Origin of the sequence: Kosakonia sp. 1610, from assembly GCF_050435845.1 — a bacterium.
GTDB lineage: Bacteria > Pseudomonadota > Gammaproteobacteria > Enterobacterales > Enterobacteriaceae > Kosakonia > Kosakonia cowanii.
Map to the genome: position 1 here is coordinate 45,062 of NZ_JBNDKZ010000007.1, position 21,422 is coordinate 66,483.

The following is a 21,422-nucleotide window of genomic DNA, read 5'->3' on the forward strand; positions in this document are numbered from 1 at the left end:
CCCTTATTGATAGATAAAACCGGAGACAAACCAGGCGATCAGCACCGTTGGCGCACCGGTTAAAAAGCGGCTCACCAGCACGGAAGGGACGCCGACGCGTACCGTCTCCTGGCGGGCTTCTGCCAGCGACAGGCCAACGGGAATAAAGTCGCAGGCGGCCTGGGCGTTAATGGCGAACAGTGCCGGTAGCGCAAGGTGCGGAGGGATATGCCCCTGGCCTATCTGCACGCCAATCAGCACGCCGATAACCTGAGCGATAACCGCCCCCGGGCCAAGAAAAGGCGAGAGCAGCGGGAAGGAGCAAATCAGCGCCAGCGTCACCAGCCCGAGCGGATGGCTGGCCAGCGGCGCAAGGCCGTGAGCGATCCAGTCGCCCAGCCCGGAAGCCATGATGATGCCGATCAGCGCCGAGACGAAGGCCATAAACGGCAGGATGGTTTTTAGCACCGTATCAATGGTGTCGCGACCGGCCTGGAACAGCACCGCCACCGCCGAACCCATACCCATGCCGACTTTCGCCAGCAGGCCGTCGCTCTGTTCGGTGATCTTTTTCGTGGTGTCGTAATCCCGCGGCTGGGGCGCTCTGGCAGCCGGAGCGTCACCTTGCAGCCGGATGTTCTCCTCTTTCACGCCAGAGACATAGATATCCTCAAGGATGTATTGCGCCAGCGGCCCCGACTTGCCCGTCGCATGAATATTGACGGTCGGAATGCGGCGTTTGGGGTAGATGCCGCAGCGCAGCGTGCCGCCGCAGTCAATCACCGCCACACCGATCTCCTCCTCAGGCGGTTCACCCTCTTTAAAGCCGTCCACCGCCTGCCAGCCGGTCAACTGCGCCAGTTTGTCGACGATTGCCGGGCGCGTGCCCGCGGTGATATAGACGATCTTCTTCTCGCTGCTGGCATCGATCTCCAGCGGGCCGCCCCAGCCGCCGGCACCTTTTTCAATAATGATTCGGCTCATGATTTTGCTCCGGCGAGGTGAACTTCATGTGCAAGCTGAATGCCCATTTTTCGCTCAAAAATGCGGGTAGTGAGATCGGTGACCCAGCCACGGAAGAAGTTGGTCACCAGGCCTACCAGCAGGTAGCTCACCGCCAGCGGACCGAGGGGTAAGCCGAGCGTTGTAAGGCCGCTGGCGATACCGAGGTAGACAAACAGCTCGCCGGGGTTGATATGCGGGAAGAGGCCGTTCATCGAGTGGCAGCTATAGGACGCGGCGGCGTAATAGCTCGGTTTGTATCGTTCCGGCATAAAGCGCCCGAGGCTTAACGTCATCGGGTTACAGAACACAAATGTGCCGATGCAGGGCAGCAGTAAGTAGCGGGCGATCGGGTTGCCCGCGCAGCGCTGGGCAAGTTTTTCAATGCGGTGTTGGCCAATAAAGTTAATCAGCGCGTTCATGATCACCAGCAGGCTTATCAGCAGCGGCAAAATACCGGTCACCATACCGGTAAAGACCTCACCGCCTTTCTGAAACAGCCCGATGAACCATTCGGCACCATGCGTGATGGTTTCCATTGTTCTCTCCTGTAGGGGGTTTTTGTTATGTCACCGGGCGCTATCATAATCATGATGAAAGGTCTTAATGTGTTATTTAGATCTCACTATGAAAGAAAAAATGATCATTTTGAAAGTTTTTGCGAGGTGCTTCGGTTTTAAATGAATGAAAAGAGAAGGGGATACAGGGGAAATGCGATCCTCTACGCAGGTGATGCCGCGCTTCCTTGTCGGCGGGGAAATGCTTTACCATACTTGCCCCCTGGCTGAATTCGTTTAAGTGGATATCCCATGTTGAAGCGTTGTTACGCGGCGTTATTGCCCGCGTTTGTTGTGCTCTGTGCCTGTAGCAGTAAACCCCCGCTCGCTGAAGCTCCCCAGACCGTGTCGCCCGCGCCATCCGGCGGCTTTCTGCTTAAACCGCAGCATGAGGTGGTGATGAGCGGCGGCGACTTTGCCAATAACCCGGCGGCAGAGCGCTTTATTGATGCGATGGTGAGCAAGCATGGATTCGATCGTCAGCAGCTGCATGAGATCCTTTCGCAGGCGAAACGTCTTGATTACGTATTGCGCCTGATGGACAAACAGGCGCCGACGACCGCGGGCCCAACCGGGCCAAACGGTGCGTGGTTGCGCTACCGCAAGCAGTTCATCACGCCGGATAACGTGCAGAACGGTGTCGCTTTCTGGAACCAGTATCAGGATGCCCTCGACCGCGCATGGCGTGTCTACGGCGTACCGCCGGAAATTATCGTTGGCATTATCGGCGTGGAAACGCGCTGGGGCCGCGTGATGGGCAAAACCCGCATCCTCGATGGGCTGGCGACGCTGGCCTTTGACTACCCGCGCCGCGCAGACTACTTCGCCAGCGAGCTGGAGACTTTCCTGCTGATGGCGCGCGATGAGAGCGACGATCCGCTGGAACTGAAAGGCTCTTTCGCCGGTGCGATGGGCTACGGCCAGTTTATGCCGTCCTCCTATAAGCAGTACGCGGTGGACTTCAACGGCGATGGCCATATCAACCTGTGGGATCCGGTGGATGCAATTGGCAGCGTGGCTAACTACTTCAAACAGCACGGCTGGGTGAAGGGCGATCAGGTTGCGGTTCCGGCTAACGGCCAGGCACCGGGTCTGGCGAACGGCTTCAAAACCAACTACAGCCTCGGACAGCTGGCGGCGGCGGGTCTGACACCGCAACAGCCGCTGGGCGATCATCAGCAGGCGAGCCTGCTGCGCCTCGATGTCGGCACCGGGTATGAGTACTGGTACGGTTTGCCGAACTTCTACACCATCACCCGCTACAACCACAGCACCCACTACGCGATGGCGGTCTGGCAGCTTGGCCAGGCGGTAGCGCTGGCGCGTATTCAGTAAATTGCTTTCCCCTCCTGCGGGAGGGGATTGAAACATTTCGACGCACTCCCGTTACGCTCCGCGATTTACATCATTATCACTACAGCTTATTGTTACGTTATAACATATGAGGTGTGTGAATGATTCCCGTAACCCTTTTCTCCTTTTCCGCTGCGAGCCGCCTGCTGCTGGCGGCAGGGCTGTTGCTGCTGCTTTGGCTACTGACTGAGTGGGCGGTTGCGCTGCCATGATGGAACTGGACCACTTGGTTGCTGGCTATGATCGGCTAGCGATCACCCCGGCGCTGTGCGGCACGCTGGCGCGCGGCAGCATGACGGCGATTGTTGGTGCCAACGGCTGCGGCAAATCGACACTACTGAAAACGCTGGCGGGATTTTTACCCCCGGTCAGCGGCGTGCTGCGCTGGCAGGGCGCGCGGCCCACTATCGGCTGGCTGGCGCAGCGTCACGCGCTGGAGGCGCAATTTCCCCTGACGGTGCAGGAGGTGGTGAGCATGGGCTGCTGGCCGCGCATCTCCCTGTTTGCTGGCCTGAACCGCGATGCGCGCAAACGCGTGGCGCAGGGGCTGGAGCGTGTCGGGCTAACGGAGATGGCGCACGAGACCATCGACACCCTCTCTGGCGGCCAGTTTCAGCGCATGCTGTTTGCCCGCATCTGGGTGCAGAACGCGCCGCTGGTGATGCTCGATGAACCCTTTACCGGCATTGATGAAGCGACGTCGCAGCTGCTGATGGAGCAGATGGTGGATATGCACCGCGCCGGGCAGACGCTGCTGGCGGTGCTGCACGACAGCGCGCGCGTGACGCGCTACTTTCCGCAGACGCTGCGGCTGGATGAGAAACGGGCGCAGTGGGGGGCGACGCTGAGCCTTGAGGAGAACTGCGCATGATCTGGCATCTCTTTTTCCAGCCCTTTATCGAATACGGGTTTATGCGCCGCGCGCTGGTGGTCTGCCTCGCGCTCTCTGTCAGCACCACGGCGCTCGGCATCTTTCTGCTGCTGCGGCGCATGAGTCTGATGGGCGATGCGTTATCCCACGCCATCCTGCCCGGCGTAGCGGTGGGCTACTTACTGAGCGGCATGTCGCTGCTGGCGATGAGTGTCGGCGGGTTTATCGCCGGGATTGCCGTCGCGCTGGTGGCGGGGTGGGTCAGCCGCCGGACGCCGCTGAAAGAGGATGCCAGCTTTGCCGGTTTCTACCTTGGCTCGCTGGCGCTGGGCGTGACGCTGGTGTCGCTGCGCGGGTCGAATGTCGATCTGCTGCACCTGCTGTTCGGCTCAATTCTGGCGGTGGATCGCGACGCGGCGCTGTTTGTCGCCGGGGTTTCCAGCCTGACGCTGATTACCCTTGCCGTCTGTTATCGCGGATTGGTGAGTGAGGCGTTCGACAGCGCCTTTTTACAGGTCAACGCACCGCGCTTGCCGGGCATGCTGCACGGGCTGTTTTTGGCGCTGCTGGTGCTCAACCTGGTGGCCGGTTTTCAGGTGCTCGGCACGCTGATGGCGGTGGGGGTAATGATGCTGCCCGCCGTGGCAGCGCGCTGCTGGGCGCGGACCTTGCCGCGTCTGTTACTGCTGGCTGCGGCGATTGGCGCGCTCTGCGCCTGGCTCGGCTTAAGCCTGTCGTGGCTGGCGGGGCTACCTGCCGGCCCGGCAATAGTGCTGACTGCGAGCCTTATCTTCTTTTTATCCATCTTATTCGGCACGCGCAGCGGGCTGGCAAACAGCCTGCGCGCGCTTTTTACATAAAGGGGAACATAATGAAACGTACAGGGGTGATTCTGGCACTGGCGCTCGGGTTGATGGCGCAGAGCGCGGTGGCAAAAACCATCAACGTGGTAACCAGCTTTTCGATATTGGGCGATATCACCCGTCAGGTGGGCGGAGATCATGTAAAGGTGACCTCGCTGGTGGGGCCGGATGGCGATCCGCACACCTTTGAGCCTTCGGCAAAAGATAGTGCGCTGCTTAATAATGCGGATGTGGTGGTGGTCAACGGGCTTGGGCTGGAAGGCTGGCTCGACAGGTTAGTGAAGGCCTCCGGTTTTAAAGGCCAACTGGTGATCGCCTCTGACGGTGTGCAAACCCATACGCTGGAGGAGGATGGTGCGACGGTCACCGACCCTCATGCGTGGAACAGTGCCGCGAATGGTGCCCTCTATGCGCAAAATATTCTCAAGGCGCTGGTGAAAGCCGACCCGGCGGATGAAGCGGCGCTTAACGCCTCGGGACAGCGCTATATTGAGCAGTTGAAAGAGATGGATAGCTGGGCGAAAGAGCGCTTCAGCGCCATTCCGCAGGCGAAACGCAAAGTGCTCACCAGCCATGACGCCTTCGGCTACTTTGCCCGCGCGTATGGCGTTGAGTTTATGGCACCGCAGGGGCTCTCATCGGAAAGCGAGGCCAATGCATCGCAGGTGGCGGCGCTTATCAAACAGATTAAAGCTGATGGCGTGAAGGTGTGGTTTATGGAGAACCAGCTCGACCCGCGTCTGGTAAAACAGATCGCGAATGCCACCGGCGCGCAGCCGGGCGGCGAGCTCTACCCTGAAGCGCTGAGCGCAAAAGGGGGCGTGGCGGATACCTATCAGAAAGCCTTTCGCCACAACGTGGACACTATCGCCAATAGCATGAAGTAACCCTGCGCGGATAGCCTGTAAACTACCCGGTGACGCGACGGCGCACCGGGCTTCTCCTCACCACGTCCCCGCTATATCACACTGCTTTTTTCGGAAGTCGCCTCGTAAAATTGCCATACCATCCCCATATTTGACGGGAAAGTGCTATCTTTCACGCCACGGTTTAATGGAGGCATGGGAGCCATCATGACGGACAGTGAATTAATGCAGCTCAGCGAGCGCATCGGGCTTGCGCTAAAGGCGCGCGGCGCGACGCTAACCACCGCTGAATCCTGCACCGGCGGTTGGGTTGCGAAAGTGATTACCGATATCGCAGGCAGCTCCGCCTGGTTTGAACGCGGGTTTGTGACCTACAGTAATGAAGCGAAAGCGCAAATGATCGGCGTGAAAAGCGAGACGCTGGATGCGCACGGCGCTGTCAGCGAGCCGGTGGTAGTCGAGATGGCGATTGGGGCCCTTAAAGCCGCGCGCGCTGACTATGCGATTTCGATTAGCGGCATCGCCGGGCCGGATGGCGGCAGCGAAAGCAAGCCTGTCGGCACCGTCTGGTTTGGGCTTGCCTGCGTTAACGGAGAAGGGATTACGCGGCGCGAATGCTTCCAGGGAGACCGTGAATCGGTGCGTCGTCAAGCGACGGCCTATGCACTTACGACCCTCTGGCAACATTTTCTACAAAAGGCTTGATACTGTATGACTATACAGTATAATTGCCGCAACAAATCAGTTATTCACCACGGGGCGTAACGCGCTTCACTCTGCATGACAGGAGTAATAATGGCTATCGACGAAAACAAACAAAAGGCGCTTGCAGCTGCACTGGGTCAGATCGAAAAGCAATTCGGTAAAGGCTCCATCATGCGTCTGGGTGAAGACCGCTCCATGGATGTAGAGACTATCTCTACCGGCTCACTCTCCCTCGACATCGCGCTGGGCGCGGGCGGTCTGCCAATGGGCCGTATCGTCGAAATTTACGGGCCTGAGTCGTCCGGTAAAACCACCCTGACTCTGCAGGTTATCGCTGCGGCGCAGCGCGAAGGCAAAACCTGTGCGTTTATCGATGCGGAACACGCGCTGGATCCGGTATATGCCCGCAAACTGGGCGTTGATATCGATAACCTGCTCTGCTCCCAGCCGGATACCGGCGAGCAGGCGCTGGAAATCTGTGACGCGCTGGCGCGTTCCGGCGCGGTTGACGTGCTGGTGGTCGACTCCGTTGCGGCGCTGACGCCGAAAGCGGAAATCGAAGGCGAAATCGGTGACTCTCACATGGGCCTCGCGGCACGTATGATGAGCCAGGCGATGCGTAAGCTGGCCGGTAACCTGAAGCAGTCCAATACGCTGCTTATCTTCATCAACCAGATCCGTATGAAGATCGGTGTAATGTTCGGTAACCCGGAAACCACTACCGGTGGTAACGCGCTGAAGTTCTACGCTTCCGTTCGTCTCGACATCCGCCGTATCGGCGCGGTGAAAGAGGGCGATGTGGTTGTCGGCAGCGAAACCCGCGTGAAGGTTGTGAAAAACAAAATCGCGGCACCGTTTAAACAGGCTGAATTCCAGATCCTTTACGGCGAAGGCATTAACTTCTACGGCGAGCTGGTCGACCTGGGCGTGAAAGAGAAGCTGATCGAAAAAGCGGGCGCCTGGTACAGCTACAACGGCGACAAGATTGGTCAGGGTAAAGCGAACGCGACCTCCTGGCTGAAAGAGAACCCGGCTGCGGCGAAAGAGATCGAGAAGAAGCTGCGCGAAATTCTGCTCAGCAACCAGACTGCGACGCCAGAGTTTACCGTTGACGACAAAGACGCGGGCGTTGAAGAAACTAACGAAGATTTCTGATAACGTTATCCGTAATCAAGGGCTGCTGATGCAGCCCTTTTTGTTTTTATGGTGACAGGATTTTACGATGTCCGATAACTCCTCTTCTGATAACACCTCCCGCCGCAGCGCCATGGCGCGCTTACGCGATCGCGCCATGCGTATTCTGGCAATGCGCGACCATAGCGAACTTGAGTTTCGCCGCAAGCTTGCCGCACCCATCATGACGAAGAAGGGCCCGGAAGCGGTTGACGCGACGCCGGAAGAGATCGATCAGGTTGTGGCGTGGTGCATAGAGCACAGCTTTCTTGATGACAGCCGTTTTGTCCGTCAGTTTATCGCCAGCCGCGCGCGCAAAGGGTATGGCCCGGTACGTATTCGCCAGGAGCTGAACCAGAAAGGTATTGCCCGGGAGACCAGCGAAAACGCGATGCGCGAATGCGAGATTGACTGGGTAAGCAGCGCCCGCGATCAGGCGCAGCGCAAATATGGCGAGCCGTTGCCCACTGAATTTGCTGCAAAAGTGAAAGTGCAACGCTTTCTGCTCTATCGCGGCTTTATGCAAGAAGATATTCAGGAAATATGGCGAAATTTTGCCGACTGAGCGCATACGGGATTTTACTTCCCACTAAAGAAAACTTATCTTATTCCCACTTTTTCCAGTAGCGGATGCGTCTGCCATGCGATGGCGATGGCCCGCTACCACATTTCGTTAGCTTGATTTCAGGATAATTATGAGCAAGAGCACCGCTGAGATCCGTCAGGCGTTTCTCGATTTTTTCCATAGCAAGGGACATCAGGTAGTTGCCAGCAGCTCCCTGGTACCGAATAACGACCCGACTTTGCTGTTTACCAACGCCGGGATGAACCAGTTCAAGGACGTTTTCCTTGGGCTCGACAAACGTAATTATTCCCGCGCAACCACGTCGCAGCGCTGCGTGCGTGCAGGTGGCAAACACAACGACCTGGAAAACGTCGGCTACACCGCACGTCATCACACCTTCTTTGAAATGCTGGGCAACTTCAGCTTCGGCGACTACTTCAAACATGATGCTATCCAGTACGCATGGGAACTGCTGACCGGTGAAAACTGGTTCAAGCTGCCGAAAGAGCGTCTGTGGGTGACGGTGTACGAAACCGACGATGAAGCGTACGAAATTTGGGAAAAAGAGGTCGGTATCCCGCGCGAACGTATTATTCGTATCGGTGATAACAAAGGCGCAGCGTATGCGTCTGACAACTTCTGGCAGATGGGCGATACCGGTCCGTGTGGCCCCTGCACCGAGATCTTCTACGATCACGGCGACCACATCTGGGGTGGCCCGCCGGGCAGCCCGGAAGAGGATGGCGATCGCTATATCGAGATCTGGAACATCGTCTTTATGCAGTTCAACCGCCAGGCTGATGGCACCATGGAGCCGCTGCCGAAGCCGTCCGTAGACACCGGTATGGGCCTGGAGCGTATTACAGCCGTGCTGCAGCACGTGAACTCCAACTATGAAATCGATCTGTTCTCGAAGCTGATCCAGCAGGTTGCGAAAGTGACCGGCGCAACGGATCTGAGCAACAAATCTCTGCGCGTTATCGCTGACCATATCCGCTCTTGCGCCTTCCTGATTGCGGACGGTGTGATCCCATCGAATGAGAACCGCGGCTACGTGCTGCGCCGCATCATTCGCCGCGCGATTCGTCACGGCAACATGCTCGGCGCGAAGGATACCTTCTTCTATAAACTGGTTGGCCCGCTGATTGAAGTGATGGGTTCCGCCGGGGAAGAGCTGCAGCGCCAGCAGGCGCAGGTTGAGCAGGTTCTGAAAACCGAAGAAGAGCAGTTTGCACGTACGCTGGAGCGCGGTCTGGCACTGCTGGATGAAGAGCTCTCCAAACTGCAGGGCGACACGCTGGATGGCGAAACCGCCTTCCGCCTGTACGACACCTACGGTTTCCCGGTCGATCTGACCGCAGACGTCTGCCGCGAGCGCAATCTGAAAGTGGATGAAGCGGGCTTCGAAGCGGCAATGGAAGAGCAGCGCCGTCGCGCACGTGAGTCCAGCGGCTTTGGCGCAGACTACAACGCGATGATCCGCGTTGATAGCGCAACAGAATTTAAAGGCTACGATCAGCTTGAGCTGAACGGCAAAGTGACCGCGCTGTTTGTCGATGGCAAACAGGTTGAGTCGATTGCCGCCGGCCAGGAAGCGGTTGTCGTGCTTGATGAGACCCCGTTCTATGCGGAATCAGGCGGCCAGGTTGGTGATAAAGGCGAGCTGAAAGGCAACGGCTTTACATTCGCCGTCCTGGATACGCAGAAGTATGGTCAGGCGATTGGTCATGTCGGCAAGCTCAGCAGCGGTTCGCTGAAAGTGGGCGACGGCGTGAAAGCGGAAGTTGACGAAGCGCGTCGCGCCCGTATCCGCCTTAACCACTCTGCCACCCACCTGATGCACGCCGCGCTGCGTAGCGTACTTGGTACGCATGTCGCGCAGAAAGGGTCGCTGGTGAATGACAAAGCGCTGCGTTTTGACTTCTCCCATTTCGAAGCCATGAAGCCGGCGGAAATCCGCGCGGTGGAAGATATGGTGAATGCGCAAATTCGTCGCAACCTGCCGATCGAAACCAACATCATGGATCTTGAAGCGGCAAAAGCGAACGGCGCAATGGCGCTGTTTGGCGAGAAGTATGAAGATCGCGTTCGCGTGTTGCAGATGGGGGATTTCTCCACCGAGCTTTGCGGCGGTACGCATGCTTCGCGCACCGGTGATATTGGTCTGTTCCGCATTGTGTCTGAATCCGGCACCGCGGCGGGCGTGCGTCGTATCGAAGCCGTCACCGGCGAAGCGGCAATTGCCAGCCTGCATGCGCAGAACGATCAGCTACAGGATATTGCTCAGTTGCTGAAAGGCGACAGCCAGAATCTCGGCGACAAAGTGCGTTCAGTGATTGAACGTACGCGTCAGCTGGAAAAAGAGTTGCAGCAGCTTAAAGCACAGGCGGCAGCGCAAGAGAGCGCAAACCTCTCCGGTAACGCGATGGAGATCAACGGCGTTAAGCTGCTGGTGAGCGAGCTGGAAGGTGTCGAGCCGAAGATGCTGCGTACCATGGTGGACGACCTGAAGAACCAACTCGGCGCTTCGGTTATCGTTCTTGCCACTGTTGTTGAAGGTAAAGTTTCTCTCATCGCGGGCGTCTCTAAGGATGTGACTGACCGCGTTAAAGCAGGGGAACTGGTAGGAATGGTCGCCCAACAGGTTGGGGGCAAAGGCGGTGGACGCCCGGACATGGCGCAAGCCGGTGGTACCGATGCGGCCGCGCTGCCTGCTGCTCTCGCCAGTGTTAAAGATTGGGTAAGCGCTAAACTGTCATAATTACAAAGCGAACGCACAAGCCATAACCTTGAGGTTATGGCTTTGTTGCCACTACGCTATTGATAACGAGAAAGTCAGGTTGAAGTTGTGTATATCGGCTAAACTTACGTCTACAGAATGTAATGCCATGGCTGCTTGCATGTTATGAGTTTGTCATCGCTTATGTTTTGGCGTTGTATGACGGATAATGCCGGGATACAGAGAGACCCGACTCTTTTAATCTTTCAAGGAGCAAAGAATGCTGATTCTGACTCGTCGAGTTGGTGAAACCCTCATGATTGGGGATGAGGTCACTGTGACTGTATTAGGGGTTAAGGGTAACCAGGTGCGCATTGGCGTAAACGCCCCCAAAGAAGTATCGGTCCATCGTGAAGAGATCTACCAGCGTATCCAGGCTGAAAAATCCCAGCAGTCCAATTTCTGATGCCATTATGCGTCTCGCGGTTGTTCGGCGAGACGCAACCCTCCCGTCGATTCTCCCGCTTCTCTGTCTCATTTTTATTGCAGATTTCCTGCATCTGATACTTTCTCGCGCCATTTTTGTTTTCACACATCTGTAATGTCATGCCTGCGGGGCAGTGAATTTTTGCTGATAAAACATCCTTTTTGCCCTTTTTAGCGCCTAATTGCCTGCGAAGTGTGCAAACGATTCAGGGCTGGGAAAAATTGTTTGACTTATAAGTCCCAGAAAGTAATATGTGCGCCACGCAGCGACGATGAGCTCTTAACGAACTCTTCGAAGCACTCGTAAGAGGCGTGTGGTGAGGTGGCCGAGAGGCTGAAGGCGCTCCCCTGCTAAGGGAGTATGCGGTCAAAAGCTGCATCCGGGGTTCGAATCCCCGCCTCACCGCCATTTTGCATCCGTAGCTCAGCTGGATAGAGTACTCGGCTACGAACCGAGCGGTCGGAGGTTCGAATCCTCCCGGATGCACCATCTTGCTCAGTGTGGCGAGGTAATGCGACACTGAATCAGCGTTGTAAAGCAAGTTTTCCCGATGCATCCGTAGCTCAGCTGGATAGAGTACTCGGCTACGAACCGAGCGGTCGGAGGTTCGAATCCTCCCGGATGCACCATCTTGCTCAGTGTGATTGTGATAAACACGACACTGAATCTGCGTTGTAAATAAAGTTTTCCCGATGCATCCGTAGCTCAGCTGGATAGAGTACTCGGCTACGAACCGAGCGGTCGGAGGTTCGAATCCTCCCGGATGCACCATATTCTGCGCAATATCTGTAAGTCTGTTTTCTCAGGGGTGGCGGGTCTAACCGCAAGCACCAGAGAGGATAGCGTTGCTTCAGCAACGACCCGAAGGGCGAGGCGAAGCCGAGTCATCCTCCCGGATGCACCATCTTGCTCAGTGTGATTGTGATAAACATGGCACTGAATCTGCGTTGTAAATAAAGTTTTCCCAATGCATCCGTAGCTCAGCTGGATAGAGTACTCGGCTACGAACCGAGCGGTCGGAGGTTCGAATCCTCCCGGATGCACCATTCTCTGCGAGATAACAGCGAGTCTGTTTTCTCAGGGGTAGCGGGCCTAACCGCGAGCACCAGGGAGGATAGCGTTGCTTCAGCAACGACCCGAAGGGCGAGGCGAAGCCGAGTCATCCTCCCGGATGCACCATCTTTTACGAACTCATCAATAAACTCCTCTCTTATTCTTTCTGCTTAAAGCATCATCCTCAAAACTCCCACACTTTCGACGAAATTCTGCCCAAAATCATATTCCCTGAAGCTAATCTCGCGCTGGATGCGACAAAAAGCCTTGTTTACGTTAAAGTAAATGTTAGTTATCCGGTTTGTGAGAACATGATGTACGCACGTTACGCTGGTTTGATTTTTGATATGGATGGCACCATCCTGGATACTGAACCAACCCACCGCAAAGCCTGGTACGAGGTGCTGGCGCGTTACGGCATGCATTTTGACGAACAGGCAATGGTCGCGCTGAACGGCTCGCCAACCTGGCGTATCGCCGAAGCCGTTATCAAAGAAAACCAGGCCGATCTTGATCCCCACTTACTTGCCCAAGAGAAAACCGCAGCCGTAAAAGCGATGCTGCTCGATTGCGTGCGCCCGTTACCGCTTATCGACGTGGTAAAAGCGTGGCACGGGCGTCGCCCGATGTCGGTTGGCACCGGAAGTGAAAGCGCCGTTGCTGAAGCGCTGCTGGCGCATCTCGGTCTGCGACACTATTTTGATGCGGTAATTGCCGCCGATCACGTTCAGCACCATAAACCCGCACCGGATACCTTTTTACTCTGCGCCGAACGTATGGGCGTGCAGCCGTCGCAGTGCGTGGTATTTGAAGATGCCGACTTCGGCCTGCAGGCGGCGCGTGCAGCCGGTATGGACGCTGTGGATGTCCGCATATTGTGAGCGATGCGCTACCGCTTCTTTCACTGTTCGCCAGCAGTTTTCTCAGTGCCACGATTTTACCGGGCAACTCGGAGGTGGTGCTGGTCGCTATGCTGTTGGCGAAAGTCAGCCAGCCCTGGTGGCTTGTTGTAATAGCAACAATGGGTAATAGCCTTGGAGGGCTGACTAACGTTATTCTTGGGCGCTTCTTCCCGCAGCGTAAATCATCGCGCTGGCAGGAGAGGGCGACCGGCTGGCTCAAACGTTACGGCGCTGCGGCGCTGTTATTGAGCTGGATGCCTGTTATAGGCGATCTGCTGTGCATACTTGCGGGATGGCTACGCCTTTCGTGGGGGCCAGTGCTCTTTTTTTTATGCCTTGGCAAAGCGTTGCGCTATGTGGCTCTCGCCCTCGTAACGCTTCAGGGTATGACGTGGTGGCACTAATTGGATTGCGTGAGTGACCTTTCATCGTCAACCATTACAATTATGCTTAATAAAACGATTATTACAGGCGGGAGGTCAATTTGATCCCGGACGTATCACAGGCGTTGTCCTGGCTGGAAAAACATCCTCAGGCGCTCAAAGGCATCCAACGTGGCCTTGAGCGCGAAACCCTGCGCGTTAACGCGGATGGGTCTTTGGCGACAACCGGTCACGCGGCAGCGCTTGGCTCTGCATTAACTCATAAATGGATTACGACGGATTTTGCCGAAGCGCTGCTGGAGTTTATCACCCCGGTTGAGGGTGATATTGACCGCATGCTCACTATTATGCGCGACATCCATCGCTATACCGCCCGCCAGATTGGCGATGAGCGTCTCTGGCCGCTGAGCATGCCCTGCTACATCAAAGAGGGGCAGGAGATTGAGCTGGCGCAGTACGGCACCTCAAATATCGGCCGCCTGAAAACCCTCTACCGCGAAGGGCTGAAAAACCGCTATGGCGCGCTGATGCAAACCATCTCCGGCGTGCACTATAACTTCTCGCTGCCGATGGCGTTCTGGCAGGCGAAAAGCGGCAGCACCGATAAAGAAGCGGTCTCGGAGGGCTATTTCCGCCTGATCCGCAACTACTATCGCTTCGGCTGGGTCATCCCTTATCTTTTCGGTGCCTCACCGGCTATTTGCTCCTCCTTCCTGCAGGGTAAAGAGACGTCGTTGCCCTTCGAGAAGATGCACAACGGCATGCTCTATCTGCCTTATGCCACGTCGCTGCGCTTAAGCGATTTGGGCTATACCAATAAGTCGCAGAACAGCCTCAATATTACCTTCAATAATCTTCACGATTACGTGGTCGCGCTGAAACGCGCGATCAAAACGCCCTCGGAAGAGTACGCGAAGATCGGTTTGCAGAAAGAGGGCAAGTATCTGCAAATCAACACCAACATTCTGCAGATCGAAAATGAGCTCTACGCGCCGATTCGCCCGAAACGCGTGACCCGCAGCGGCGAAACGCCGTCGGATGCGCTGCTGCGCGGCGGCATTGAATATATCGAAGTGCGCTCGCTGGATATCAACCCGTTCACCGCGATTGGCGTTGATGAGCAGCAGGTGCGTTTCCTCGATCTCTTTATGGTCTGGTGTGTGCTGGCCGATGCGCCGGAGATGAGCAGCGATGAACTGCTCTGTACGCGCACTAACTGGAACCGCGTGATCCTCGAAGGCCGTAAGCCGGGCCTGACGCTCGGTATAGGCTGTGAAACCGCGCAATACCCGCTCGCCGATGTCGGACGCGATCTGTTTAACGATCTGAAACGGGTAGCGCAAACGCTGGATGGCGTGTACGGTGGCAACGAGTATGAAGCGGTATGCGATCAGCTGGTCGCCAGCTTTGACGATCCTGAGCTAACCTTCTCGGCGCGTATTCTGCGCTCAATGATTGATGAAGGCATGGGCGGAACAGGTAAAGCGCTGAGCGAGCAGTACCGTTCGCAGCTGCGTGAAGAGCCGCTGGAAATTCTGCATGAAGAGGATTTTATTGCGGAATGCCACGCTTCACTGGCGCGCCAGGCGGAGATTGAAGCCGGGGATAACGAATCGTTTGAAGCGCTGCTCGCGCGTCACGCATAGCAGAAAAGAAAAAGGCCACATCGCTGTGGCCAAAATTTCATCTCTCGAAGAACAGGGATGATGATAACAAATGCGCGTCTTTCATATATTCAGACTCGCACGCCAACAAAGAGTTCAGTTTATTTTAAAAAAAATCACTGTCGGAGGTGACTAAATGCCGTTACTGGATAGCTTCACTGTCGATCATACCCGTATGGAAGCGCCTGCAGTCCGTGTTGCTAAAACAATGAACACGCCGCACGGCGACGCCATCACCGTATTCGACCTGCGTTTTTGCATTCCTAATCAAGAAGTTATGCCGGAGAAAGGGATCCACACGCTGGAGCACCTCTTCGCTGGCTTTATGCGCAACCACCTCAACGGTGATGGCGTAGAAATTATCGATATTTCGCCGATGGGTTGCCGCACCGGCTTCTACATGAGCCTGATCGGTACGCCGGATGAGCAGCGTGTCGCTGATGCCTGGAAAGCGGCAATGGCTGACGTGCTGAAAGTGAAAGAGCAGAATCAGATCCCTGAGCTGAACGTTTATCAGTGCGGTACATACCAGATGCACTCGCTGGAAGAGGCGCAGGAGATCGCGCGTCACATTCTCGATCGCGATGTGCGCGTCAACAGCAATGATGACCTGGCTCTGCCGAAAGAGAAGTTGCAGGAACTGCATATCTAGTTTGCTATGCCGCTTTCTGGTTAACAGGAAGCGGCACTATTATATGCCCTCATATTTATAAGAAAGTTTTTATACATTATTTCTATTTAATTCTTTTAATTATTACTCGCGCTTAATATATAAATAATATCCTTGCTGCCGCCACGCCTTCTTATTGTTATTTCAATCTTGCCATGATAGTTTGCACCGCACGTCGCTATTAGGCGAACGTGTTACCTTCTGTATTTATTTTCTGCATCTATTTCAGTGAAAAGAATGCCTGAATAACGAGGATATTATGCGGCGCTCACCCATCTCTTACGTATGTCTCTCTTTTTGTCTCTCACTTACATTAACCGGCTGCGTTAAATCAAAAGCACCCGCGCTGGTGCAGGACGCGCCGCAGAAGCAGGAGACACAGCAGTGCTACGAACTGCTTACCGCTCTGCAGGGTCTCGACAAAACGGCATTTGAAACTTATAAGCAGCAATTCACCACCCTTAATCAAAGCTATGAAGTCTACAAAAAAAATCAGCCGATTATTGATAACAACTCGGCGGAAATAATGAAGACGGAAATTGATAACAAAATTGAAGTTGTTTGCTCGCGCGTACGCAGCGCGGTATTCGTGAACATGTCCCGGCGCGCAAATGCACTGAAACAGTTATGAGAAAATTATTATATTCATCAGCTGTATTGCTATCAGCTATTTCATCCTCCGGGGTTCGTGCCGATCCGGCTGCATTACTTGAGCAGTTAAATAAAGAGAAGATTATCGCCGTTACTCCTCACTCTCCGTTTATTAACGATCGGCTTTCGGCACAGCCGAACGCGACGCCTGCACCACCGGTTGAGGTGCAGAGTAAGGCGAAAGAGAGTGAGGCGAAGCATGCGGAAGTGGCGCAACTAAAGCGTAAGCTTACGTTAGCGCAACGCCAGATCGCCGCGCTGAAGAAAAAGCAGCGCGCCACAGCGGTTGTTCTGCCCGCTAAGCAGGACGCAGTGGCAAAAGAGAGTGCCTCGTTAAAACAGCAGTTGCAGACGCATATTCAGCAACTTGCCGAAACGAAGCAGAAGCTCGCCAATGAGAGCGACGCGCTAAAACATCTGCGAGATGAGAAGAGCCAGCTCGAACAGCAGCTCAAGGCCAGCCAGCAGCAACTGGCGCAGACGAGCCAGAAGCACGCCGATGACACACAAGCCCTACAGGCGTTTCGCACGGCGAATAGCGATCTGCAGCAGCAGGTGAAAACCCATCAGCAGCAGCTGGAGTCGCTGGAAAAGCAGGGCCAGCAGCACACCGCCGCCCCGTCGCAAAACGCGGAGCAGGTGAAGCAACTCACCCAGGCCAAAGAGGAGATAAGCAGCAAGCTTGATCTCGCCACGAAGCAGGTCAGCGATCAGGCCGCGCGTATCACCACGCTGGAGGCGCAGCTCAAGCAGCGCACAGAGGAGAACGCGCAGGCTGATCAGAAGAGTGCAGCGGCGTTAGCGCCGCCAAAAGCGCAGAGCCACTATCTGCTGACAGAGAACAGATCGCCCGCCGCCAGAATGAACTACGCCTGGGGTGCCTGGTTTGCGGCGAAAGCGCAGCAGGAGAGCGTCACGCTGACCCACTCCGGGCAAAAATATCTGCCAGAGGCGTTTTTGCAGGGCTTTCAGGATAAGTTCGCCGGCAGCCTGCAGATGAAGAGTGACGATATCGAAAAGGTGCTGCAAAGCCTGAATAAAAAGATGGGCGATGCGCAGAAAAACGAGCTGGCGCAGAACCGGAAACAGGCACAAAAGCTGCTGGCCGAGGCGGCAAAGCTGAAAGGCGCTGAGCGCACTGCCAATGGCATCATCTATCTGGTGGAGAAGAAAGGGCAGGGCGTTGCGCTGCTGTCTGGCGATGTGATCCGCTTTCGGGTTGATGAGAAGCTGAGTTCCGGCAAGGTGCTGTCGCGCGGTGCGGTACACAGCGGGCGAATTAGCGAGCTGCCGCCGCTGATGCGCGCAGGGATTGAAAAAGTGGTGGTCGGAGGGCGGATTCGAATCTATACCCCCGCCGAGCTGGCATATGGCGAGCAGGGGATCCCGGGCATGGTGCCACCGGGTGTCGCGTCAATCATGACGCTTGAGATCCTCGGTATCGTGAAATAAAAAAACGCCTCCCTGCGGAGGCGTTTTTATTTGGCGTTAATGCGCGCCGCCGCTGCTGCCTGCACCAAACGGGGGTTTGGCAAACCAGACCAGGCCAAGCAGGATCAGGAAGACCCCCGCCGAGACCCAGAAAATTTCGTTCGCCGAAATGATCAGCCCCTGATTGGTGATCTGCTGGGCAATCCAGCCTGATGACTGCTGCTGCGACATCCCCATTCCCTGCAGCTGGTTATACATCTCTTGCGCGTTCGGGTTGTAGGGGTTAACCGACTCCGTCAGCTGCGCATGGTGCATTGACTCACGGTTAGTCCACAGCGTCGTGGTGATGGATGTGCCGATCGAGCCTGCCAACGTTCGCGTAAAGTTCGACAAACTGGAGGCCGCGGCCAGCCGCTCCGGCGGCAAGCCGGAGAGAGTAATGGTCGTCAGTGGCATAAAGAAGCAGGCCACGGCGAAGCCCTGAATAAACTGCGGCCACGCTGACGCGCCAAAATCCATTCCCGGCTCAAATGTATAAGCGCGCCAGTAGAAGCACACCGCATACATAATAAAGCTGAAAGTCACCAGCTTGCGCATATCCAGCTTATGCGCAAAGCGGCCAATAATCGGCGACAGCAGTACCGGGATCACGCCAACCGGCGCAGACGCCAGCCCGGCCCAGGTTGCGGTATAGCCATACACCTCCTGCAACAGCTGCGGCAGCAAAACAATTGCGCCGAAGTAGAGCATATAGGCAAGGCTGATACACAAGCAGCCGATGGTGAAGTTCCGCGACTTAAACAGCGAGAGATCGACAATCGGGTTATCGTCGGTGAGCTCCCACACCACGAGGAAACTCAGGGAGATCACTGCGACAATCGTCAGCACAATAATCTCGGTCGAGTTGAACCAGTCCAGCTCTTTCCCCTGGTCGAGCATCACCTGCAGACTACCGATACCCACCACCAGCAATGCGAGGCCTACGCCATCAATACGCCGCTGCTCGGTGCGCGTCTCACGTCCGCGCAGGCTTTGCAGGGTAAGCAGCACCACCAGCGCGCCAATCGGCACGTTGATAAAGAAGATCCAGCCCCAGTGGTAGTTATCGCTGATATAGCCGCCGAGGATCGGCCCGCAAATCGGCGCGACAATCACCGTCATTGACCAGAGCGCCAGCGCGATAGAGCGCTTCGCCGGTGGGTAGTTACTCAGCAACAGGCTCTGCGAAAGCGGGATCAGCGGCCCGGCAACAATCCCCTGGATAACGCGGAAGAAGATCAGCATCCCCAGGCTGTTGGAGACGCCGCACGCCCAGGAGGCGATGGCAAACGCCACCGTCGACCAGAGAAAGAGCCGCACTTCGCCGAAGCGTTTTGCCAGCCAGCCGGTAATGGGGATTGAGATGGCGTTCGCCACCCCGAAGGAGGTGATCACCCAGGTTCCCTGGCTCAGCGAGGAGCCAAGGTTACCGGCGATCGTCGGGATAGCCACGTTGGCGATGGTGGAATCCAGCACCTGCATGAAGGTCGCGAGTGAAAGTGCAATGGTCATAATGACCAGCTGCGCGCCCTCCAGCGGTTTCTGTTGCATGGCACTCATATAAGATTACCCGGCGTTGGCTTTCACGATGTTATTGATAAGCGTGTTGACCGGCTCAAGATTGATCTCCCGCGCGTTACTCTCATACGCTGGCGTGGTGCGTGCCTGCTTCGCCAGCACGGCACCATCGCGCGCGGAGGTATCGACTTTCACCGTCGTTGAAAGGCCAATACGCAGCGGGTGATCTGCCAGCTGTTGGGCATCAAGCTCAACACGCACCGGCAGTCGCTGAACCACTTTGATCCAGTTCCCGGTCGCGTTCTGCGCGGGCAGCAGTGAGAAGGCGCTGCCGGTACCCATATCGAGACCGACCACTTTGCCTTTGTACTCAACCTCATCACCATAAAAATCGCTGATAATGGTCGCGGTCTGGCCAATGCGCATATGCGCAAGCTGCGTCTCTTTAAAGTTGGCATCCACCCAGAGGTTGGTCGCCGGAACCACCGCCATCAACGGAGTGGTGACAGAAATCTGCGCGCCAGGCTGCACCGCGCGGCGGGAGACATAACCGGTGAGCGGGCTGACAATTTTGGTGCGCTGCAAAGCCAGCCAGCTATTACGGACTTCTGTTGCTGCCTGCTTCACCGCGGGCTGCTCTTCGAGCGGCGTATCCAGCACGATCGCCTGGTTGGCGTTATATTGCTGAACGGCGACATCCAGTGCGGCCTGCGCGCTGGCGACCGCATCACGGGCGTGCTGCAACTCTTCGCGACCAATTAGATTCGCGCTGCCGAGCGGCACGCGGCGATTAAGATCGCTCTGCGCCTGGGCAAGGGCGGTCTTTTTCAGCTCAACGCTCGCCTGGAGTTGTTTGCTGTTGATAATGGACTGGCGGGTCTGGCGCACGCTGGTTGCCAGCTGGGTCTGCGCTTTTTCAAACGCCTGGCGGGCATCGGTCTCATCAAGTGTGACCAGCACATCGCCTTTCTGCACAAAATCGGTGTTGTCGGCCCAGACTTTCGTCACGCTGCCGGAGACCTGCGACATGATCTGTACCTGGTTCCCCGCCACATAGGCGTCGTCCGTCTCTTCAAAATGACGCAGGACTAAAAACCAATAAATTCCGTATGCCACGGCAATAACAACAAAGAGCAAGGTCAGTAACAGCAGCAATCCCTTACGTTTGCCGCGCTTTTTGACCGGTTGCTGCGGGGTCTGGCTCTCCGCATTTGCGCTCATGATTCTCTCCACGATCTTATTTTTAGTTATGTCGGCGTGTACCGACCTTTCGTCAGAAAGGCCAGCTTAGCTGGCCCTTCACATTGCTCATCCTGGAAACTAAAGCTGCTTATCGCGTTAGCGCAGCGCCTCGAGGACCACGTCCTCTTCATCCATCTGGTCGAGACGCGACAGAAGCTTACGGGTGATCTGCTCGAGCTGATCTTTCTCAGCGTTGGTCAGGGTTGACCAGAGTTGATGCAGGCAGTTGTGCTGCGGTGGCAGAACCTGACGCAGGAACTCGTGTCCTTTGTCGGTCAGTTGCAGATGCAGACAGCGGCGATCGTTATCGCTTTCGCGGCGTTCGATCCAGCCGCGCTTCTCCAGCTCATCGGCGATACGAGTAGCGTTGGTGCGGGATGATCCCAGCGCGCTGCTCAGTTCCGACGGCTGAATGCTGTGATTTTCCTGCGACTCCAGGGTAATCAGCGCCATAAACAATGTCTCGTTAATGCCCTGCGCTTTCAGCATCTTATTGCGGTTTTCCAGCAGCTTGCCCTGCATGTGCATACAGAGGCGGGTCAATAAAATCTCCTGAAACGGGAAATCTTCATAGCGGCTGGCGCGAAACTTAAGCATTTGTTCAATGGGCGTAAACGAACTATCCATTTGGGTATAACCTCATTAATTGCAGTCGATATAGTAACGACGGTGACAAATAAAGTAAATGTATTATTTGTGCTAATAAATTTGCTCTATCTATGCATGTGG

20 protein-coding genes and 5 tRNA genes are annotated in these 21,422 nt (G+C 56.0%); 20 read left to right on the plus strand and 5 right to left on the minus strand.

Features of this window, described 5'->3' with window-relative positions:
• Positions 1–3: 3 nt before the first annotated feature.
• Positions 4–963, minus strand: coding sequence for a PTS glucitol/sorbitol transporter subunit IIB (gene srlE, locus ABIC80_RS17680; protein WP_124967451.1), 960 nt, complete (start codon positions 961–963; stop codon positions 4–6).
• Complete coding sequence (gene srlA, locus ABIC80_RS17685) at positions 960–1,520, minus strand: PTS glucitol/sorbitol transporter subunit IIC (protein ID WP_429178028.1); 561 nt, start codon at positions 1,518–1,520, stop codon at positions 960–962. Before srlA ends, srlE begins: the two co-directional genes overlap by 4 nt.
• A 270-nt stretch (positions 1,521–1,790) precedes the next feature.
• On the opposite strand from srlA, the gene mltB reads away from it, so the two are divergent.
• The 20 genes from mltB to ABIC80_RS17785 all read left to right on the plus strand — a co-directional run bounded on the left by mltB (position 1,791) and on the right by ABIC80_RS17785 (position 17,915).
• Positions 1,791–2,873 carry a lytic murein transglycosylase B gene (gene mltB, locus ABIC80_RS17690; RefSeq protein ID WP_094421800.1) on the plus strand — a complete coding sequence of 361 codons (1,083 nt, stop codon included), beginning with the start codon at positions 1,791–1,793 and terminating at the stop codon, positions 2,871–2,873.
• A 226-nt stretch (positions 2,874–3,099) separates the two neighbouring features.
• The gene (locus ABIC80_RS17695; protein WP_429178030.1) at positions 3,100–3,762 is read left to right on the plus strand and encodes a metal ABC transporter ATP-binding protein; all 663 of its coding nucleotides are present in this window, start codon (positions 3,100–3,102) and stop codon (positions 3,760–3,762) included.
• Positions 3,759–4,622, plus strand: coding sequence for a metal ABC transporter permease (locus tag ABIC80_RS17700; RefSeq protein WP_042714680.1), 864 nt, complete (start codon positions 3,759–3,761; stop codon positions 4,620–4,622). The genes ABIC80_RS17695 and ABIC80_RS17700 overlap by 4 nt, the downstream gene beginning before the upstream one ends.
• An 11-nt stretch (positions 4,623–4,633) precedes the next feature.
• On the plus strand, positions 4,634–5,512 hold the full coding sequence (locus ABIC80_RS17705; protein ID WP_094421798.1) for a metal ABC transporter substrate-binding protein: 879 nt from the start codon (positions 4,634–4,636) through the stop codon (positions 5,510–5,512).
• A 186-nt stretch (positions 5,513–5,698) separates the two neighbouring features.
• Positions 5,699–6,196: a nicotinamide-nucleotide amidase gene (gene pncC / locus ABIC80_RS17710; protein WP_023480601.1), complete on the plus strand. Its 498-nt coding sequence runs from the start codon at positions 5,699–5,701 to the stop codon at positions 6,194–6,196.
• A 90-nt stretch (positions 6,197–6,286) separates the two neighbouring features.
• On the plus strand, positions 6,287–7,351 hold the full coding sequence (recA, locus tag ABIC80_RS17715) for a recombinase RecA (protein ID WP_023480527.1): 1,065 nt from the start codon (positions 6,287–6,289) through the stop codon (positions 7,349–7,351).
• Between the two features lie 67 nt (positions 7,352–7,418).
• Complete coding sequence (gene recX / locus ABIC80_RS17720; RefSeq protein ID WP_094421794.1) at positions 7,419–7,934, plus strand: recombination regulator RecX; 516 nt, start codon at positions 7,419–7,421, stop codon at positions 7,932–7,934.
• 130 nt (positions 7,935–8,064) lie between these two features.
• Positions 8,065–10,695: an alanine--tRNA ligase gene (gene alaS, locus ABIC80_RS17725; RefSeq protein WP_200135652.1), complete on the plus strand. Its 2,631-nt coding sequence runs from the start codon at positions 8,065–8,067 to the stop codon at positions 10,693–10,695.
• A 238-nt stretch (positions 10,696–10,933) separates the two neighbouring features.
• Entirely contained in the window at positions 10,934–11,119 is a 186-nt protein-coding gene (gene csrA, locus ABIC80_RS17730) for a carbon storage regulator CsrA (RefSeq protein WP_023480680.1), read from the plus strand.
• 336 nt (positions 11,120–11,455) lie between these two features.
• Positions 11,456–11,548: transfer RNA gene (locus tag ABIC80_RS17735), tRNA-Ser, on the plus strand.
• 4 nt (positions 11,549–11,552) lie between these two features.
• A tRNA-Arg gene (locus tag ABIC80_RS17740) sits at positions 11,553–11,629 on the plus strand.
• Between the two features lie 63 nt (positions 11,630–11,692).
• A tRNA-Arg gene (locus ABIC80_RS17745) sits at positions 11,693–11,769 on the plus strand.
• A 65-nt stretch (positions 11,770–11,834) separates the two neighbouring features.
• Positions 11,835–11,911: transfer RNA gene (locus ABIC80_RS17750), tRNA-Arg, on the plus strand.
• 198 nt (positions 11,912–12,109) lie between these two features.
• Positions 12,110–12,186 (plus strand) — tRNA-Arg (locus ABIC80_RS17755).
• 321 nt (positions 12,187–12,507) lie between these two features.
• The gene (yqaB, locus tag ABIC80_RS17760; protein WP_429178149.1) at positions 12,508–13,074 is read left to right on the plus strand and encodes a fructose-1-phosphate/6-phosphogluconate phosphatase; all 567 of its coding nucleotides are present in this window, start codon (positions 12,508–12,510) and stop codon (positions 13,072–13,074) included.
• On the plus strand, positions 13,071–13,499 hold the full coding sequence (locus ABIC80_RS17765) for a YqaA family protein (protein ID WP_263754083.1): 429 nt from the start codon (positions 13,071–13,073) through the stop codon (positions 13,497–13,499). The genes yqaB and ABIC80_RS17765 overlap by 4 nt, the downstream gene beginning before the upstream one ends.
• An 80-nt stretch (positions 13,500–13,579) precedes the next feature.
• Complete coding sequence (gshA, locus tag ABIC80_RS17770) at positions 13,580–15,124, plus strand: glutamate--cysteine ligase (protein ID WP_128482274.1); 1,545 nt, start codon at positions 13,580–13,582, stop codon at positions 15,122–15,124.
• 154 nt (positions 15,125–15,278) lie between these two features.
• Entirely contained in the window at positions 15,279–15,794 is a 516-nt protein-coding gene (luxS, locus tag ABIC80_RS17775; protein WP_023480587.1) for an S-ribosylhomocysteine lyase, read from the plus strand.
• Positions 15,795–16,071: 277 nt separating this feature from the next.
• The gene (locus tag ABIC80_RS17780; protein ID WP_232045228.1) at positions 16,072–16,443 is read left to right on the plus strand and encodes a hypothetical protein; all 372 of its coding nucleotides are present in this window, start codon (positions 16,072–16,074) and stop codon (positions 16,441–16,443) included.
• Entirely contained in the window at positions 16,440–17,915 is a 1,476-nt protein-coding gene (locus ABIC80_RS17785) for an FKBP-type peptidyl-prolyl cis-trans isomerase N-terminal domain-containing protein (protein WP_429178032.1), read from the plus strand. The genes ABIC80_RS17780 and ABIC80_RS17785 overlap by 4 nt, the downstream gene beginning before the upstream one ends.
• A gap of 36 nt (positions 17,916–17,951) precedes the next feature.
• Here ABIC80_RS17785 and emrB read toward each other — a convergent pair whose 3' ends face one another.
• The 3 genes from emrB to mprA form a co-directional block, all read right to left on the minus strand.
• Complete coding sequence (gene emrB, locus ABIC80_RS17790) at positions 17,952–19,484, minus strand: multidrug efflux MFS transporter permease subunit EmrB (RefSeq protein WP_429178151.1); 1,533 nt, start codon at positions 19,482–19,484, stop codon at positions 17,952–17,954.
• Between the two features lie 15 nt (positions 19,485–19,499).
• Entirely contained in the window at positions 19,500–20,672 is a 1,173-nt protein-coding gene (gene emrA, locus ABIC80_RS17795) for a multidrug efflux MFS transporter periplasmic adaptor subunit EmrA (protein ID WP_124967457.1), read from the minus strand.
• 117 nt (positions 20,673–20,789) lie between these two features.
• Positions 20,790–21,320, minus strand: coding sequence for a transcriptional repressor MprA (gene mprA, locus ABIC80_RS17800; RefSeq protein WP_023480518.1), 531 nt, complete (start codon positions 21,318–21,320; stop codon positions 20,790–20,792).
• Positions 21,321–21,422 lie beyond the last annotated feature (102 nt).